We start from the raw sequence: 14,433 nt of genomic DNA, 5'->3' as shown, positions 1-14,433 counted from the left end.
TGCGACGGCCGCGGTCAGCCCGTGCGCGGTCAGCCCGTGGTCAGCCCGGCCGCAGCGGCGACGAGCGCGTCGAGCAGCGGCCGGAACAGCGGGTGGTGCTCGGCGCCGCTGCGTACGGCGGCGAACACCCGGCGGGTCGCGGCGGGGCCCTCCACGGGGCGGACCACGGTGTCCTTCAGCTCCATCCCGCGCAGCGCGGAGCGGGGCACCAGGGCCACTCCGGCGCCCGCACCGGCCAGCGCGACTACGGCTCTGAAGTCGTCCGACGAGTGCATGAGGCGGGGCTGGAACCCGGCGCGTTCGCAGGCCAGAAGCACCACGTCATGGCAGGGGTTGCCCGGATAGGGGCCGATCCACTCGCTGTCGGCCAGCTCGGCCAGGGTCACATGGGGCCCCTGGCCGAGCGGGTCGCCCGCGGGCAGTACGGCGTCGAACGGCTCGGCGTACAGGGGAACCCTGGCCAGCCTGCGGTCGTCCTCGCGGGGCGCACCGCGGTACTCGACGGCCAGTGCGAGATCGGCCTCCCCGTCCAGGACCAGGGTGAGGCTCTCGTCGCCCTCGGAGTCGCGGACCCGGACCCGGATGCCGGGGCTGTGCCCGGCCAGGTCCCGGACGGCCGGGGCGAGCACTTCGGCGATCCCGGTCGCGAAGGCGGCGACCGTGACCTCGCCGGACGCGCCGCCCGCGTAGGCCGCCAGTTCGGCCTCGGCGCGTTCCAGCTGGGCGAGGACCGCGTGGGCGTGGGTGAGCAGGATCTCACCGGCGGCGGTCAGACGTACCCCGCGGCCGCTGCGGGTGAGCAGCGCGTGCCCGGTCTCCTGCTCCAGCGCGGCGAGCTGCTGGGAGACGGCGGACGGGGTCAGATAGAGCGCTGCGGCCGCGGCGGTCACCGTACGGTGGTCCGCCACGGCCCGCAGAATGCGCAGGCGGCGGGGGTCGATCACCCTGCCATTGTCGCCCGTGCGTCGATGAACGCCGCCACGGCCCGCTCGACGTCGGCGGTGGAGTGCGCGGCCGAGAGCTGCACCCGGATGCGGGCCTTGCCCATCGGGACCACCGGGTAGGAGAAGCCGATCACATAGACGCCGCGCTCCAGGAGCAGCTCGGCCATCCGGCCAGCCTCCGCCGCGTCACCGATCATCACGGGGGCGATGGCGTGGTCGCCGGGCAGGATCTCGAAGCCCGCCTCGGTCATCCTCGTACGGAACAGCCGGGTGTTGGCGTCCAGGCGCTCCCGCAGCTCACCGGCGGACTCGATCAGGTCGAGGACCTTCAGCGAGGCGGCGGCGATCACCGGGGCCAGCGAGTTCGAGAAGAGGTACGGGCGGGAGCGCTGGCGCAGCAGGGCGACGATCTCGGCGCGGGCGGCGACATAACCGCCGGAGGCCCCGCCGAGCGCCTTGCCGAGGGTGCCGGTGATGATGTCGATCCGGTCCATCACCCCGTGCAGCTCGGGGGTGCCGCGGCCGCCCGCGCCGACGAAGCCGACGGCGTGCGAGTCGTCGACCATGACCATCGCCTCGTAGCGGTCGGCCAGATCGCAGATCTCGGCGAGCGGGGCGACGTACCCGTCCATCGAGAACACGCCGTCGGTCACGATGAGCCGGCGGCGTGCCCCGGCATCGGCCGCCGCCTTGAGCTGCTGCTCCAGGTCGGCGAGGTCGCGGTTGGCGTAGCGGAAGCGGCGGGCCTTGGAGAGGCGGATGCCGTCGATGATGGAAGCGTGGTTGAGGGCGTCGGAGATCACCGCGTCCTCGGGACCGAGCAGCGTCTCGAAGACTCCGCCGTTGGCGTCGAAGCAGGACGAGTAGAGGATCGTGTCCTCCTGGCCGAGGAAGGCCGAGAGGCGCTGTTCCAGCTGCTTGTGAACGTCCTGGGTGCCGCAGATGAAGCGTACGGACGCCATGCCGTAACCCCAGCGGTCCAGTGCGTCCTTGGCGGCGGCGACCACATCGGGGTGGTCGGCGAGGCCCAGGTAGTTGTTGGCGCAGAAGTTCAGCACCTCGCCGGACGCGACGCCGACGGCCGCGCTCTGCGGGGTGGTGATGACGCGCTCGGGCTTGAAGAGACCGGCTTCGGTGATCTCGTCGAGGGTGGCGCGCAGACCGTCGCGGACGGACTCGTACATCAGGGTGCTCCTCGTGGTGTTCGGGTCAGGAGGTTCTGGTCAGGCCGTCCAGTCGAGAATGATCTTGCCGCAGTTGCCGCCGGCCGCTTCGTCGAATGCCGCGTCGAAGTCCTGGTAGGCGTACTTGCCGGTGATCACCGGGGAGAGGTCGAGCCCGCCTTCGAGCAGCACCGTCATGGCGTACCAGGTCTCGAACATCTCCCGGCCGTAGATGCCCTTGACCGTGATCATCGAGGTGACGATCTTCGCCCAGTCGACCGCGAACTCCTCGGCGGGCAGCCCCAGCATCGCGATACGGCCGCCGTGCGTCATGTTGTCCACCATGTCGCGCATGGCCTCGGGCCGCCCGGACATCTCCAGGCCGATGTCGAAGCCCTCCCGCAGGCCCAGGCTGTGCTGCGCGTCGGCGATGCCGCTCTCGGCGACATTGAGCGCGAGGGTCGCCCCGGCCTTGCGGGCCAGGTCCAGGCGGTAGGGGCTGACATCGGTGATCACGACGTTGCGCGCACCGGCGTGCTTCGCCACGGCCGCCGCCATGATGCCGATCGGGCCCGCGCCGGTGATCAGCACGTCCTCACCCACCAGCGGGAAGGAGAGCGCGGTGTGGACCGCGTTGCCGAACGGGTCGAAGATCGCGGCGACATCGAGGTCGACCTTGGTGCGGTGCACCCAGACGTTGGACGCGGGGAGCACCACGTACTCGGCGAACGCGCCGTCGCGCCCCACGCCGAGGCCCACCGTGGAGCGGCACAGGTGCCGGCGGCCCGCGAGACAGTTGCGGCACTTGCCGCAGACGAGGTGGCCCTCGCCACTGACCAGGTCGCCGACGGCGATGTCGGAGACATCGGCGCCGACTTCGGCGACCTCACCGACGAACTCGTGGCCCAGGACCAGCGGTGTCGTGACGGCCTGCTGCGCCCAGCCGTCCCAGGAGCGGATGTGGAGGTCCGTACCGCAGATACCGGTACGCGCCACCTTGATCAGCACATCGCCGGGGCCGGGCTCGGGCTCGGGTACGTCCAGGAGCCAGAGGCCGGGCTCGGCATGCTGCTTGACAAGGGCCTTCATCGCGGCGGCTCCAGGCGTGACGGTGATGTGCGGTGGTCTGGGCACCAATCTGCCGAGCCGCGGCCTGCCAAGTCCATCGAGGATTTCTTAAGCGGGCCCACAGCGGAGCTTCACACGGCGCCCGGCGGTTCGCGGCCCGTCCGCTCGCCGCTGCCCCTGTCCCACCCTCCGCGCCGCTTCGCAGGACACACGGACTGCGCCGGGAATCACACGGCGCCCGGCCGGTGCGCGCGTATCGGGTGAAAGTTCAGTGGAGGTCAATTGCCTCCGGGTAAAGCGGAAGTGACGGTTCATCATGCCTCTTCCGCTGAGCTCAAGGCGCCCTCATCCTGGACCCATGCGAATCACTCTACGCGCGTTGCGCACTCGTGCTGCTGCCGTCGGCGTCGCCACCGCGATCGTCGTCACGCCTACCGTGTTCCTCGCGACCGAAGCCCACGCGTCCGTGAGCGGAACCATCTGTTACGGCGCCCTCCCCTCCCAGGCGCACGACACACTGGACCTCATCAAGACCAACGGCCCGTTCCCGTACTCCCAGGACGGGGTCGTCTTCCAGAACCGGGAAGGCGTCCTGCCGTCGCAGTCCACCGGCTACTACCACGAGTACACGGTGAAGACACCGGGCAGCTCGACCCGTGGGGCCCGCCGCATCATCACCGGCGAGAAGAGCGCCGAGGACTACTACACGGCCGACCACTACGTCACGTTCAAGCAGGTCGACTTCGGCTGCTGACCCCCGCGGCGGACGTCCCGCGCACCCCGCCGGACCGCCGGATCACTCCTCCGTGTCCCCGTCCACGTACACCCAGGCACCCTCGTACCGCTCGAACCTGCTGTGCTCGCGCAGTTCGCCGGGCTCTCCCCGGACGGTGCAGTGGGCGCGGAAGGTGACCGTGCCGGTGGTGTGGAAGGCGGTGCCCCCGGTGGCCGCCAGGATCTCCAGGCGCTGCCACCGCTGCCCCGCGTCGAAGTCGACGCGGGGCGGCCTCGTCCCCGGGTGCCAGCTGCGCAGCAGATACGCGGCGTCCTCGACGGCGAACGCGCTGAACCGGGACCGCATCAGCGCCTCGGCCGTGGGGGCGGCGGACTGCCCGCTGTGGAAGCGGCCGCAGCACTCGCCGTACGGGGCGGGCAGACCGCAGGGGCAGGGTGCATCCGCGGCCGGCCGGCTCCGCGGCGACCGCTGGATGCGCTGGGGCGGCTGCGGCCTCTGCGAGCGGGGGGTACGTCGGGACATACCCTGCATTCTGCCCGCAGCCGGCACCCGGCGGCGCCGGGGCTCCGTGTACCCGGCTCGTCGGCGACTCCTCCGTGAGTCCCCTGGGCGCGGCGAGTCCCCGGGGCCTTCGACACGGCGCCCTGTTCACGCATCCCCCCCGGGGAGTCGTACCGCGGCCGTCCCCACATCCCCGTACCGGCACGCTCCCGTACCGGGTGGATAACCGCTTGCCGAGGAGCAGGGCGGTGACTAGGTTCACCGGGCCCGTCGAACCGCCCGCCCCGCCCTGGAGTTGCCGTGTCCGTCCGTATCACTCCGCTGTCCGATCCGGCGAGTGGCCCGTCGAACCGCCGCCTGGTCTGGCTGGCGTCCGACGCGGACGGCAACCCCGTCGGCTCGTTGTTCCTGCGGCTGTTCACCAGGCCCGGCCAGGACCATCTCGCCGAGCTGGAACTCCAGGTGCACCCGGCCGAGCGGCGCAGGGGCACCGGGTCGCGGCTGCTCGAAACGGCGGTGGACGCCGTACGCGATGACGGCCGCAGCACCGTCATCGCCCAGGCGGCAGCCGGTTCCGACGGCGCGGTCTTCCTCGCGGGCCGGGGCTTCCGCCGGGTCCTTGGCCTCACCTACGCACGGCTCCCGCTCGCCGGCGCGAACCTCCCCGCCCTGGCGGGCATCGTGGCGCAGGACCGGCCCGGCTACCATTTGCTGTCCTGGGCCGGGACGGTCCCGGGCGAGCTGGCCGACACGTTCGCGGCGGCGCACCGCGCGATGGACGACATGCCGATGGGCGAGACGGACTACGGCACCGTGGTCTGGGACGCGGACCGCGTCCGGGAGGCCGCCGCTGTCGTACGCGAGCGGGGCGATCTGCTGTACACGGTGGCGGTGCTGGACGAGTCGGACGGCACGATCGCCGGATTCAGCGAACTGGTCGTCCCGGGCAGCGGGACGGGCGACGCCCAGCACTACGGCACCGGCGTCCTGCCCGAGCACCGGGGGCGCGGACTGGCGTACTGGATGAAGGCCGAGGCGATCCGCCGCACCCGCGAACGCCACCCGGGGCTCGGCGCGCTGCTCACCGACACCGCCGACGACAATCCGGCCATGCGGGCCGTCAACGACGCCCTGGGCTATCTGCCGACGCACCGGACGGCCGAGTACCAGCTCGACCTGGGCCGGAGCGGGGGCGGCGACCGTACCGCCGACCCTTCGGGGGAGCGGCGTAGCCTGCTGATCATGTTCGTACTGGAATTGACCTACACCGGCCCCATCGAGCGCGTGGACGCACTCCTCGACCAGCATGTCGCCTGGCTGGACGCCGCGTACGCCTCGGGCGTCTTCATCGCGTCGGGGCGGAAGAACCCGCGGGACGGCGGGATCATCCTCGCCGTGGGAGCGGACCGTGCGTCGGTGGAGAAGCTCACCGCGGAGGACCCGTTCGTGACCGGGGGTGTCTGCACCTACCGGATCACCGAGTTCATCGCGACGAAGACCGCACCGGAACTCGCCGCTTTCCGGCAGCAGTTGTAGAGCCCGGACCGGTCAGGCGGGAGGGCGGCCTCCCTCGCCGCCCGGAGCCGGCCGCTGTGCGGTCCTGGCTCCGGGCGGAGGAGCGCGCCGCCCCCGTCCCCACGGTGCGGCGCAGGCGGTCCGCCGTCATCCGCTCGGCGACGGCCGCCAGTCTTCGGGACCCGGAGTCCTCAGCCCCCGGGCCTCCTTGTGTGCATCAGACCGGGCTCGCGGGGTCGGGCACCTTCGGGATCTCCCGGTCCGCGGAGCCCGCCGGCCCCAGCGCCGGGAGCACCGCACCCTCGATGAAGCGGACGAGGTACTCGGCATCACCGTAGTGGCCCGTCAGCATCGGCCGGATCCGCATCGCCCCCATGAGCTGGGGTGCGACGAACTCAAGGGCGGGGTTGTCCGCCGCGACCTCGCCCCTGGTCACCGCGCGGGCGACCATCGCGTCGATCGCCGCAGCGGCCGGCTCGACGAGCCCTTCGCGCAGCGCCTCCAGGAGCTCCGGGTTCTGCAGGGCCGCGTGGCTGAGCGCGTGCATCAGCGGGGTGTCACGACCCGAATGCGCCCCCAGCAACCGCGCGGCCTCCCGCAGGTCCCCGGCGAGCGTGCCGGTGTCGATGCTGGTGAGGTTTCCGCCACGGGTGCCGCGGAGCGCGCAGGCCACCAGCTGCGGCTTGCTCCCCCACTGCCGGTAGAGCGTGGACTTCCCGCAGCGCGACCGGGATGCGACGCCCTCCATCGTCAGCGCGTCGTAGCCACCCTCGCGGAGCAGTTCCAGCACCGCCTCGAAGAACTCCTGCTCACGCTCCGGTGTGATCTTGGAGCGCGAGGACGGTGTCGCGGAGTCCTGGGGCGGCATGAGCTCTCCCTCTCGGTGTGACGAGCAGCATCGGTCCTTCAGCGTACCGATACGCCAGTGTACCGATACGCTGGTGTACCGATACGTCTCCGTATCGGTACACTGTCGTTTCGGTACACTGTCGTTTCGATGAGTGTGATCCGGGTCCACCGGATCCCGCATCGGTTGCCGCTACGCGGTTCCGGTACGCGGTCCGGTGACGCAGTCCAGTTACGCAGTCCTGCTGCACAGTTCCGTTGCACAGTTCCGTTGCCCACTGGGAAGGGGTCGGGGTGATGAGTGCCCTCACGGCGTTCCACGACGTGGACCGCGTCCGCAGCTCCTCCTCAGGGCCCGCCCGTGCGCTCGCCACCCCTGGAGCGTGCCCGTGAACGCCACCCTGGCCGCTGTCGCCCTCTCCCTGCTGTCCGCCGTCGGCTATGCCACGGCGGCGGTCGCGCAGGAACGCCTCGCGTCCCGCACCCGGCCGGGCTCCGGTCTGCTGCGGCTGCTCGGCCACGGTGCCTGGTGGTGGGCGGTCGGCCTCAACGCGGCGGGGGCCTTGCTGCATGTGGCGGCGCTGAAGTACGGGTCGCTCACCCTCGTACAGCCGCTCGGCGCGCTGACCCTCGTCGCGGCCGTTCCGCTGGGCGCCCACCTCGCCGGGCGCCGGGTCGCCAGGACCGAGTGGCGTGGCACCGTACTCACCCTGCTCGGTCTGGCCGCACTGCTCCTTGCTGCCGGGGGCACACCTCCGCACGAGACGCTCTCGCTCCCCGAGGTGCTGGGGATCGCGGCAGTGGCGCTCGTCCTGGTCGCAGCTCTCGTGCGGCGCGCCGGCAGGCCCGGGGCCCGCTCCGGCCTGCGGTTCGCCACCGCGTCCGGGATCGTATCGGGCGTCGCCTCGGCGCTCACCCAGACCGTGACGGTCTCGGTCACCGAGCACGCGCACGGTCCGGCGGTCGGCTGGCGTACGGCCGTCGTGGCGCTGCTCGTCGCGGCCTTCGCCGTGGGCGGGCTGCTGCTCTCGCAGACCGCGTACCGGGGCGGACTCGGTGCCCCGCTCGCCATGGTCACGCTCGCCAACCCGGTCGCCGCATCGGTGATCGGCCTGGCCCTGCTGGGTGAGCGCCTCCAGGGCGGCGCGGTCGGGATCCTGCTGGCCGCGGTGGGGGCGGCGGCCGCCGCCCGGGGCGTGGTCCTCCTGACCCGGGAGGCCGCGGCGGTGCAGTCCGCGGACCGCCCACCGGCCGCACCGCCGTCACCGGAACCGGCCGCACTCGCGCCGGCCGCTCCGTCCGAGCCGTCCTCCACGCCGGGCGCATCCCGGTCGGCCGCATCCTCGTCGGCGCCGTCCCGGTCAGCCGCATCCCCGTCGGCCGTACCCCCTTCGGCTGCACCCCCGTCAGCCGCTCCGGCCGAGCCGCTGCGCCTGCTGCCGTCGCCCGCCCTGCCCGAACTGCCGATCACCGTCACCCGCCTGCCGCAGACCGCTACGGCGCCGTCCGCCGTACCTCGATCAGCAGCGCCTGCCCCGGATCGAGCACCGGCATCGGCACCCCTGCCGCACTGAGTACCGGGCCCGGCAGCGTCACCCAGCCGTCCAGGGCCGCCGCGACCCACGCGGGCGCCGCCACCTCACGGAACGAGGGCAGCCCGGCCTCCTTCCTGACGCGGACCCGATAGCTGCCCGTACGGTCCAGGCCGGGCAGCGCGACCCGGCCCGGCTGAGCCTCAGGCGATGTGGCCGACTGCGCCCAGCAGTAGACGGCCGCGTTTCCGTCCGGGGCCACCACCCCGTGCAGCAGCGCGGCGCCGCCGCCGAGATCGGCGCGGACCACCCGCCCGCCGTGCAGCAGCGGCCGCAGCTCCTTGTAGAGAGCGCCCCAGGCCCTCAGCTCCGCCAGCTCATCCGGTGAGCAGGCGCCGAGGTCGCGCTCGATCCCGGCGTGTGCGAACAGCGCGGTGAGCAGCCGGAAGGAGGAGTCCGTGAGGCGCCCGGTGGTGTGGCTGCGGGCCTCGCCCACATGGGAGCCGATCAGCTCGGGCGGCAGCAGCTGGCCGGTCCAGCGCTGGATGGCCTGGCGCTCGACGGGGTCGTTGCAGTCCGACGCCCACACCCGGTCCGTATGAGCCAGGACCCCCAGGTCGGCACGGGCCCCGCCGCTGGAGCAGCTCTCGATCTCCAGGCCGGGGTGGCGTTCCCTGAGCGCGTCGAGCAGCCGGTACAGCGCCTCGGTCTGGGCATGCACACCCGGCCGGTCGCGGCCGTCCGCCGCCCGGTGGACCGCCTCGTGCAGATCGCGGTTGTGGTCCCACTTCAGGTAGTCGACGCGGTAGCGCGTGATGAGGGTGTCGAGCGACTCCAGCAGATAGGCCCAGGCCCCGGGGTGCCCGACATTGAGCGCGTACTGGTGGCGGGAGGACGGGCCGAGTCCGGCGCCCGGCCCGAGGATCCAGCCGGGGTGGGCGCGGGCCAGCTCCGAGTCCAGGCTGACCATCTCGGGCTCCACCCAGAGGCCGAACTGCATACCGCGCGCATGCACCCGGTCGGCCAGCGGAGTCAGCCCGTCGGGCCACACCGAAGGGTCGACGGTCCAGTCCCCGAGCCCCGCGGTGTCGTCCCGCCGGCCGAGGAACCAGCCGTCGTCCAGCACGAACCGCTCCACTCCGATGTCGGCCGCCGTGTCGGCCAGGGCGATGAGGCGCTCGGGCCGGTGGTCGAAGTACACCGCCTCCCAGCTGTTCAGGGTCAGCGGCCGCGGAGTCCCCGGATGCGAGGGCCGGGCCCTGAGCAGCGTATGGAAGCGGTCGGCGAGCCCGTCGAGCCCGGACCCGGACCAGCCGAACCAGCAGACCGGCGAGGTGTACGTCTCCCCCGGCGCCAGCCGTATCTCACCGGGCGCGAGCAGTTCGCCGCCGCCGAGCACGGAGGCGTGGGCCCCGGCGCCCTCGGGCAGCCGCTCGGCCAGCCAGCGCTGGTTCCCGCTCCAGCCGATGTGGACGCCCCATACCTCGCCGGTGCGGAACCCGAAGCCGGGCACCCCGACCGTCAGGAGATGCGGGGCGTCGTGGCCGGTCCTTCCCCGGCGCTGTTCCCTGACATGGCTGCCGTGCCCGAGCGGCCTGCGCTGCGGGGACCTCTCGCGGCACCACCGGCCGGTGAAGTCGAGGATCTCGGCGGCCCTGCGCGGCAGCGGCAGCAGCGTGGTGACGGCACCGAGGTCGTACGGCGCGGGGTCCGTGTCCGGGCGCCGGGCGACCGTGGTCCGTACCGCCAGGACCCCGGAGGGATCGAGCCGGTAGACCAGGGTGAGATCGAGGCCGGCGCCGTCGTCGGCGAGCCGGACGACCAGTTCGCCGTCGCTCTCGTCGGCGGCGACGAGGCGGGGCTTGGGTGTGGTGGCGGTCCCGGCCAGATGGCCCTGGTGGGCGGGGGTGCCGGACCAGCCGTCGGCCTCGGTGGGCCAGACGGTGAACTGCCTTGGTCCGTCGAGCGAGTTGTGGAGTACCGCGCCGTCGGCGGTGAGCGCGAGGGCGGCACACTCCTCGTCGGTGAGCCCGCCCAGATCCTCACCCCAGTGCAGGATGCGGGGCAGCGGAGCGGACAGCTCGACAACGAGTCCGACGCCGGCTGCGCGCAGTTGGACGGTCCTGGGTGCGGTACGGGTCATACGGGAGCATCCTCTCCGCTCTTCCCGGGCCCGTCCCGGGAAGGTCATCGGTGCCCCGGACCCGGTCCCCGTACGCGTCCCCCGCCCCACCGACCCCTTGTCGCGCGTCGCGCGGTGTGCCATATATGTCTAGACCATTCCCGTCGGACGGAGACCGGACACCGTGCACCGTCACTCAGGCCCCGCCCCGTTCGCCGCCGCCGTCATCACCGGCTGCCTCCTGCTCGGCGGGTGCGGCGGGAGCGGTGGCACGGCGGCGCACACCCCAAGTCCGTCAGCGCCGGGCGGTGTGTCGGTGCAGGCGAGCAGTGCCGATTCCGCCCATGTGATGTGGCAGCCGGACCCGGCCGCCGAGAAGATCACGGCCTATGAGATCTTCAGCGCCGACAGCATGGCCAAGAGCGTCCCGGCCACCACGACCATGGTGGACATCAGCGGCCTGAAGCCCTCCACCGCCTATGAGTTCAGGGTCCGGGCCAGGAACTCGGCGGGCCGCCTCTCGCCCCTCAGCCGGGCGGTCCGCGTGACGCTTCCCGCCCGGGTCCCCGACGACCACCGCGCGCCGTCCCGGCCGGGACATCTGCGGGCCGTCGCGGAAGGCGCCCATGCCGCCACGCTCTCCTGGTCCCGCTCCCGCGACAACGTCCGTGTGACGTCGTACGACATCTACCAGGGCCAGTCGAAGATCCACACCGTGTCCGGCGGCCTCACCACGGCACGGATCACCGGACTACGGCCGGCCACGGTCTACACCTTCACCGTGCGAGCACGGGACGGCGCCGACAACTCGTCCGCGCCCAGCGGCGGCGCCGATCTGACGACGGCTTCGGCACCCGGCCGGCCCCCCGCCACCGCACCGACCGGCTTCCACGCAACACCCCGGGTACGGAAAGGCGTTCGCAGCGTCCGGCTCTCCTGGACCGTGCCGGACACGGGCGGCGAGGTCACGGAGTACCAGATGTATCTCGGATCCCGGCTCACCACCACGATCGCCTGGGGCGCGGACGCGCCGCGGCACACGGCCACGTACACCTTCGCGGCACCCGAGAAGCCGGGCACGGTCTACCGGGTGCGGATCCGTGCCAAGCTCCCCGACGGCGACTGGGGCACGTTCTCGGCCGAGCGAGTGGTCACTTTCTGACCGGGCCCGCACACACAGCGGGCCGCGGAGTGTCGACCGCGGAACACACCTGCGCTAGATTCGAATCAAGACAATTATTGATCAATTGAGGTCACTGGCCTGCTAGTTGTATGGTAAACAACGATCGGGCGTGGGCGCTTACGCTCCAGCGCACAGTCAGGCATTCCGCACTTGGAGGCTGATCATGACCATCGCCCCGCACCAACGGCTGGTTCAACAGCTCCCAGCAGCGCCTTTCTACTGCCCGGTGCCGCCCGACACCCACCCCGCGAAGGCGTCGCTCAATGAGGCGACCGTACGGTGGATGCTGCAGCAGAACCTGGACACCGACGAGCAGCAGCGCCGCCGGCTGACCCTCTGCGACTTCGGCGGTCTCACCGCGTCGACCATGCCGTACGGACGGATCGAGCCACTCACCCTGATGGCCCGGCTGCACGCCGTGCTGTTCTCGCTCGACGACGGACTGTGCGACGAGTCCTACGCCACCGCCGGCCTGCTCGCCCAGGAGACCGGCCGCATCATGCGCGCCGTCGAGGCCCCGTACGCGACGCCGTCACCCGGCGAGTCGGCGCGCACGGCCGCACTGCGGTCCATCAGGCTCGACCTCGCCCGGCACGCGACCCCCGTCCAGCTGCGCCGCTGGACCGACGCCATGCGCGTCTACACCTCCGGGCTCGTCTGGGAGGCGTCCTGGCGCAGCAGCCCCGGCCTGCCGCCCCTGGACGACTACGTCACCCTCTGGATGCGGGCCATAGGGATGGCACCCTCCACCGCGATGATCGAGATCGCCGGAGGGCTGACCCTCACCGACGAGGAGCTGGAGGACCCCCGGATACGTGCGCTGACCGAGATCACCTGGACCCTGGTCAGCTGGGACAACGACCTCTACTCCCGTAACAAGGAACTCCTGCGGGCCGACGACGATCTGAACCTGATCGACGTACTGGCCCAGGAGTACGGCATCGATGCCCTGCGCGCCCAGCAGGAGGCCGTGGTGATGCGCGACCGGGTGATGGTGCTCTTCATGCGGCTGCGGGAGCGGGCACTGCGGGACGCCGGTCCCCAACTGAGCCGCTATGTCGACGGGTTGGGCCAGTTCGTGCGCGGCCATCTGGACTGGGCCTCGGTCTGCCCCCGGTACACCGTGCCGGGCGCCCCCGCCACCGGGCCGGACTCCTGGTGGAAGCGGCTCCCGGCCGTGGTGGACCAGGACCCGCTTCCGCTGGCGTCCGTCTCCTGGTGGTGGGACCAGCTCGACGACGGTCAGTAGCCGCGCCACCAGCTCGTCAGCGCGCGCCAGAGCCGCTGTGGTGCCGGTCCGCGCTGGGCCGGTACCGCCGCACCGGGCGGCGGCTCCTGAACCGGCGTCGTACCAGCCGGATTTGCCCCGGCCGGCGTCGCCTGGACCGGCGGCGGCGCCTGCTGCGGCACGACCGGCGGTGTGGTCGGCGGCTGTGAGGTGACCTCCCAGTCGGTACGGGGCGGCGGCATCGCCGCTGGCGACGGCGCCACCATGATGTCCTGGGGCGGGCGCGGCGCGAACGTCACGGGCAGCTGGTCCAGGTGACGGGACATCAGCGAGCCGGTCCAGCTCAGCTCGTGCTCGTCCAGGGCCAGTTCCACATCGGGGAGCCGCATCAGCAGCGCGTCGACCCCGACATCCGCGATGGCCCGCCCGATGTCCTGCCCGGGGCACTCGTGCGCACCGCCGCTGAAGGCGAGATGGGCCCGGTTGCCCTGCATGGAGGCGGCCGGGTCGGGGCGTACGACCGGATCGATGTTGGCGGCGGCGATCCCCACGACCAGGGCGTCCCCCGCCCTGATCCGCTGGCCGCCCAGCTCCGTGTCACCGACCGCCCAGCGGCCGAAGATCGTGGTGAAGGGCGGCTCGTCCCAGAGCGTCTGCTCGACCGCCTCGGGCACCGTCATATGGCCGCCGCTCAACTGGGCCCTGAACCGGGGGTCGGTGAGGACCATGCGCAGCACATTGGCGATCAGGTTCGCGGTGGTCTCGTAGGCGGCGATGAGCACCAGCCGCATGTGCTGGCTCACCTCGTCGTCGGTGAGCCCCGCCGGGTGGGCGATGAGCCGGCTGGCGAAGTCCTCCTGCGGGGCGGAACGGCGTTGGGCCACCAGCCGGTTGAGCGCCGCCATCACATAGGCGTTGCTCACGATGGCGGTCTCGGTGCCCTTGATCATGTCGCGGGCGGCCTCCACCAGCCGTTCGCTGTACTCCTCGGGCATACCGAGGATCTGACACATCACCATCATCGGCAGGTGTTCGGCGAACCGGCTGACGAGATCGGCCTTGCCGTCCTGGCAGAAGTCGTTCACCAGCCGGTTGCTGTAGCGGTTGATGAAGCGGCGGGTGCTGCGGGTGTCGATGTGCGCCATCGCGTCGGTGACCGCGCCGCGCAGCCGCTCGTGTTCGGCGCCGTCCGCGAAGACACAGATCGGCTGCCAGGTGAAGATCGGCGCGAGCGGGTGGTCGGGGGCCGCCGTGCCGTCCTGGATGGCGCGCCAGCGGCGTGAGTCACGGGAGAAGAGCGAGGGCGTACGGGTCATGTACAGGTTCTCGCTGTGGCCGAGCACCAGCCAGGCGGGGACGTCGCCGTGCAGGAGTACGGGCGCCACCGGGCCGTGCTCGGCACGCAGCTTCTCGTACAGGCCCATCGGGTCCTGCTCTGCCTCGGTCCCGTACAGCCGGCGCAGCCCGCCGGGCCCGAGCCCGTGGGCCGGACACTGCGGCGGCGGGACTGCCGCGCCGGTGCCGGGCTGTTGGTCGAAGGGGGTTGTCACGGTCACTCCAATACGTACGGACGGGGGACGGTGGGGGCGTCCGGG

At 72.1% G+C, this 14,433-nt stretch carries 12 protein-coding genes and 1 pseudogene; 6 read left to right on the top strand and 7 right to left on the bottom strand.

Features of this window, described 5'->3' with window-relative positions; translation table 11 throughout:
- Positions 1-29: 29 nt before the first annotated feature.
- Genes ACWGKJ_RS20070 through tdh form a run of 3 tightly spaced genes read right to left on the bottom strand, consistent with a single transcriptional unit; the run spans position 30 to position 3,196 of the window.
- Complete coding sequence (locus ACWGKJ_RS20070; RefSeq protein ID WP_385019074.1) at positions 30-944, bottom strand: LysR family transcriptional regulator; 915 nt, start codon at positions 942-944, stop codon at positions 30-32.
- Positions 941-2,128, bottom strand: coding sequence for a glycine C-acetyltransferase (locus tag ACWGKJ_RS20065; protein ID WP_385019072.1), 1,188 nt, complete (start codon positions 2,126-2,128; stop codon positions 941-943). The genes ACWGKJ_RS20070 and ACWGKJ_RS20065 overlap by 4 nt, the downstream gene beginning before the upstream one ends.
- 39 nt (positions 2,129-2,167) lie before the next feature.
- Positions 2,168-3,196, bottom strand: coding sequence for an L-threonine 3-dehydrogenase (gene tdh / locus ACWGKJ_RS20060; RefSeq protein ID WP_385019070.1), 1,029 nt, complete (start codon positions 3,194-3,196; stop codon positions 2,168-2,170).
- Between the two features lie 337 nt (positions 3,197-3,533).
- On the opposite strand from tdh, the gene ACWGKJ_RS20055 reads away from it, so the two are divergent.
- Positions 3,534-3,929, top strand: coding sequence for a ribonuclease domain-containing protein (locus ACWGKJ_RS20055; RefSeq protein WP_385019068.1), 396 nt, complete (start codon positions 3,534-3,536; stop codon positions 3,927-3,929).
- A 42-nt stretch (positions 3,930-3,971) separates the two neighbouring features.
- Here ACWGKJ_RS20055 and ACWGKJ_RS20050 read toward each other — a convergent pair whose 3' ends face one another.
- Positions 3,972-4,433, bottom strand: coding sequence for a YchJ family protein (locus ACWGKJ_RS20050; RefSeq protein ID WP_385019066.1), 462 nt, complete (start codon positions 4,431-4,433; stop codon positions 3,972-3,974).
- Between the two features lie 279 nt (positions 4,434-4,712).
- On the opposite strand from ACWGKJ_RS20050, the pseudogene ACWGKJ_RS20045 reads away from it, so the two are divergent.
- Together ACWGKJ_RS20045 and ACWGKJ_RS20040 are read left to right on the top strand one after the other, a co-directional pair.
- A pseudogene (locus ACWGKJ_RS20045) lies at positions 4,713-5,537 on the top strand (N-acetyltransferase family protein); the annotation flags it as partial.
- Positions 5,538-5,654: 117 nt separating this feature from the next.
- Positions 5,655-5,948: a YciI family protein gene (locus tag ACWGKJ_RS20040; protein WP_385019100.1), complete on the top strand. Its 294-nt coding sequence runs from the start codon at positions 5,655-5,657 to the stop codon at positions 5,946-5,948.
- Positions 5,949-6,144: 196 nt separating this feature from the next.
- Here ACWGKJ_RS20040 and ACWGKJ_RS20035 read toward each other — a convergent pair whose 3' ends face one another.
- On the bottom strand, positions 6,145-6,795 hold the full coding sequence (locus ACWGKJ_RS20035; RefSeq protein WP_385019064.1) for a TetR/AcrR family transcriptional regulator: 651 nt from the start codon (positions 6,793-6,795) through the stop codon (positions 6,145-6,147).
- Between the two features lie 367 nt (positions 6,796-7,162).
- Here ACWGKJ_RS20035 and ACWGKJ_RS20030 point away from each other — a divergent pair, with 367 nt between their 5' ends.
- Positions 7,163-8,347 carry a DMT family transporter gene (locus ACWGKJ_RS20030; RefSeq protein WP_385019062.1) on the top strand — a complete coding sequence of 395 codons (1,185 nt, stop codon included), beginning with the start codon at positions 7,163-7,165 and terminating at the stop codon, positions 8,345-8,347.
- Here ACWGKJ_RS20030 and ACWGKJ_RS20025 read toward each other — a convergent pair.
- The gene (locus tag ACWGKJ_RS20025) at positions 8,268-10,448 is read right to left on the bottom strand and encodes an alpha-galactosidase (RefSeq protein ID WP_385019060.1); all 2,181 of its coding nucleotides are present in this window, start codon (positions 10,446-10,448) and stop codon (positions 8,268-8,270) included. The two genes, ACWGKJ_RS20030 and ACWGKJ_RS20025, sit on opposite strands and share 80 nt — an antisense overlap.
- A 163-nt stretch (positions 10,449-10,611) precedes the next feature.
- Here ACWGKJ_RS20025 and ACWGKJ_RS20020 point away from each other — a divergent pair, with 163 nt between their 5' ends.
- Together ACWGKJ_RS20020 and ACWGKJ_RS20015 are read left to right on the top strand one after the other, a co-directional pair.
- Positions 10,612-11,589, top strand: a complete 978-nt coding sequence (locus ACWGKJ_RS20020; RefSeq protein ID WP_385019058.1) for a fibronectin type III domain-containing protein — start codon at positions 10,612-10,614, stop codon at positions 11,587-11,589.
- A gap of 184 nt (positions 11,590-11,773) precedes the next feature.
- Positions 11,774-12,859: a terpene synthase family protein gene (locus ACWGKJ_RS20015; RefSeq protein WP_385019056.1), complete on the top strand. Its 1,086-nt coding sequence runs from the start codon at positions 11,774-11,776 to the stop codon at positions 12,857-12,859.
- On the opposite strand, the gene ACWGKJ_RS20010 is transcribed toward ACWGKJ_RS20015, so the two are convergent.
- On the bottom strand, positions 12,853-14,388 hold the full coding sequence (locus tag ACWGKJ_RS20010; RefSeq protein ID WP_385019054.1) for a cytochrome P450: 1,536 nt from the start codon (positions 14,386-14,388) through the stop codon (positions 12,853-12,855). The genes ACWGKJ_RS20015 and ACWGKJ_RS20010 overlap by 7 nt on opposite strands.
- Positions 14,389-14,433 lie beyond the last annotated feature (45 nt).

It is taken from the genome of Streptomyces sp. NPDC054757, assembly GCF_053612185.1.
The sequence above is the reverse complement of the archived record's forward strand: the minus strand, read 5'-3'. Positions and strand labels throughout refer to the sequence as shown.

Bases quoted from the DNA above. Each gene is read 5' to 3' on its own strand.
- ACWGKJ_RS20055 (WP_385019068.1), top strand. From the start codon at position 3,534: ATGCGAATCACTCTACGCGCGTTGCGCACTCGTGCTGCTGCCGTCGGC.
- ACWGKJ_RS20040 (WP_385019100.1), top strand. From the start codon at position 5,655: ATGTTCGTACTGGAATTGACCTACACCGGCCCCATCGAGCGCGTGGAC.
- ACWGKJ_RS20015 (WP_385019056.1), top strand. From the start codon at position 11,774: ATGACCATCGCCCCGCACCAACGGCTGGTTCAACAGCTCCCAGCAGCG.
- ACWGKJ_RS20025 (WP_385019060.1), bottom strand. From the start codon at position 10,448: ATGACCCGTACCGCACCCAGGACCGTCCAACTGCGCGCAGCCGGCGTC.
- tdh (WP_385019070.1), bottom strand. From the start codon at position 3,196: ATGAAGGCCCTTGTCAAGCAGCATGCCGAGCCCGGCCTCTGGCTCCTG.
- ACWGKJ_RS20050 (WP_385019066.1), bottom strand. From the start codon at position 4,433: ATGTCCCGACGTACCCCCCGCTCGCAGAGGCCGCAGCCGCCCCAGCGC.
- ACWGKJ_RS20065 (WP_385019072.1), bottom strand. From the start codon at position 2,128: ATGTACGAGTCCGTCCGCGACGGTCTGCGCGCCACCCTCGACGAGATC.
- ACWGKJ_RS20035 (WP_385019064.1), bottom strand. From the start codon at position 6,795: ATGCCGCCCCAGGACTCCGCGACACCGTCCTCGCGCTCCAAGATCACA.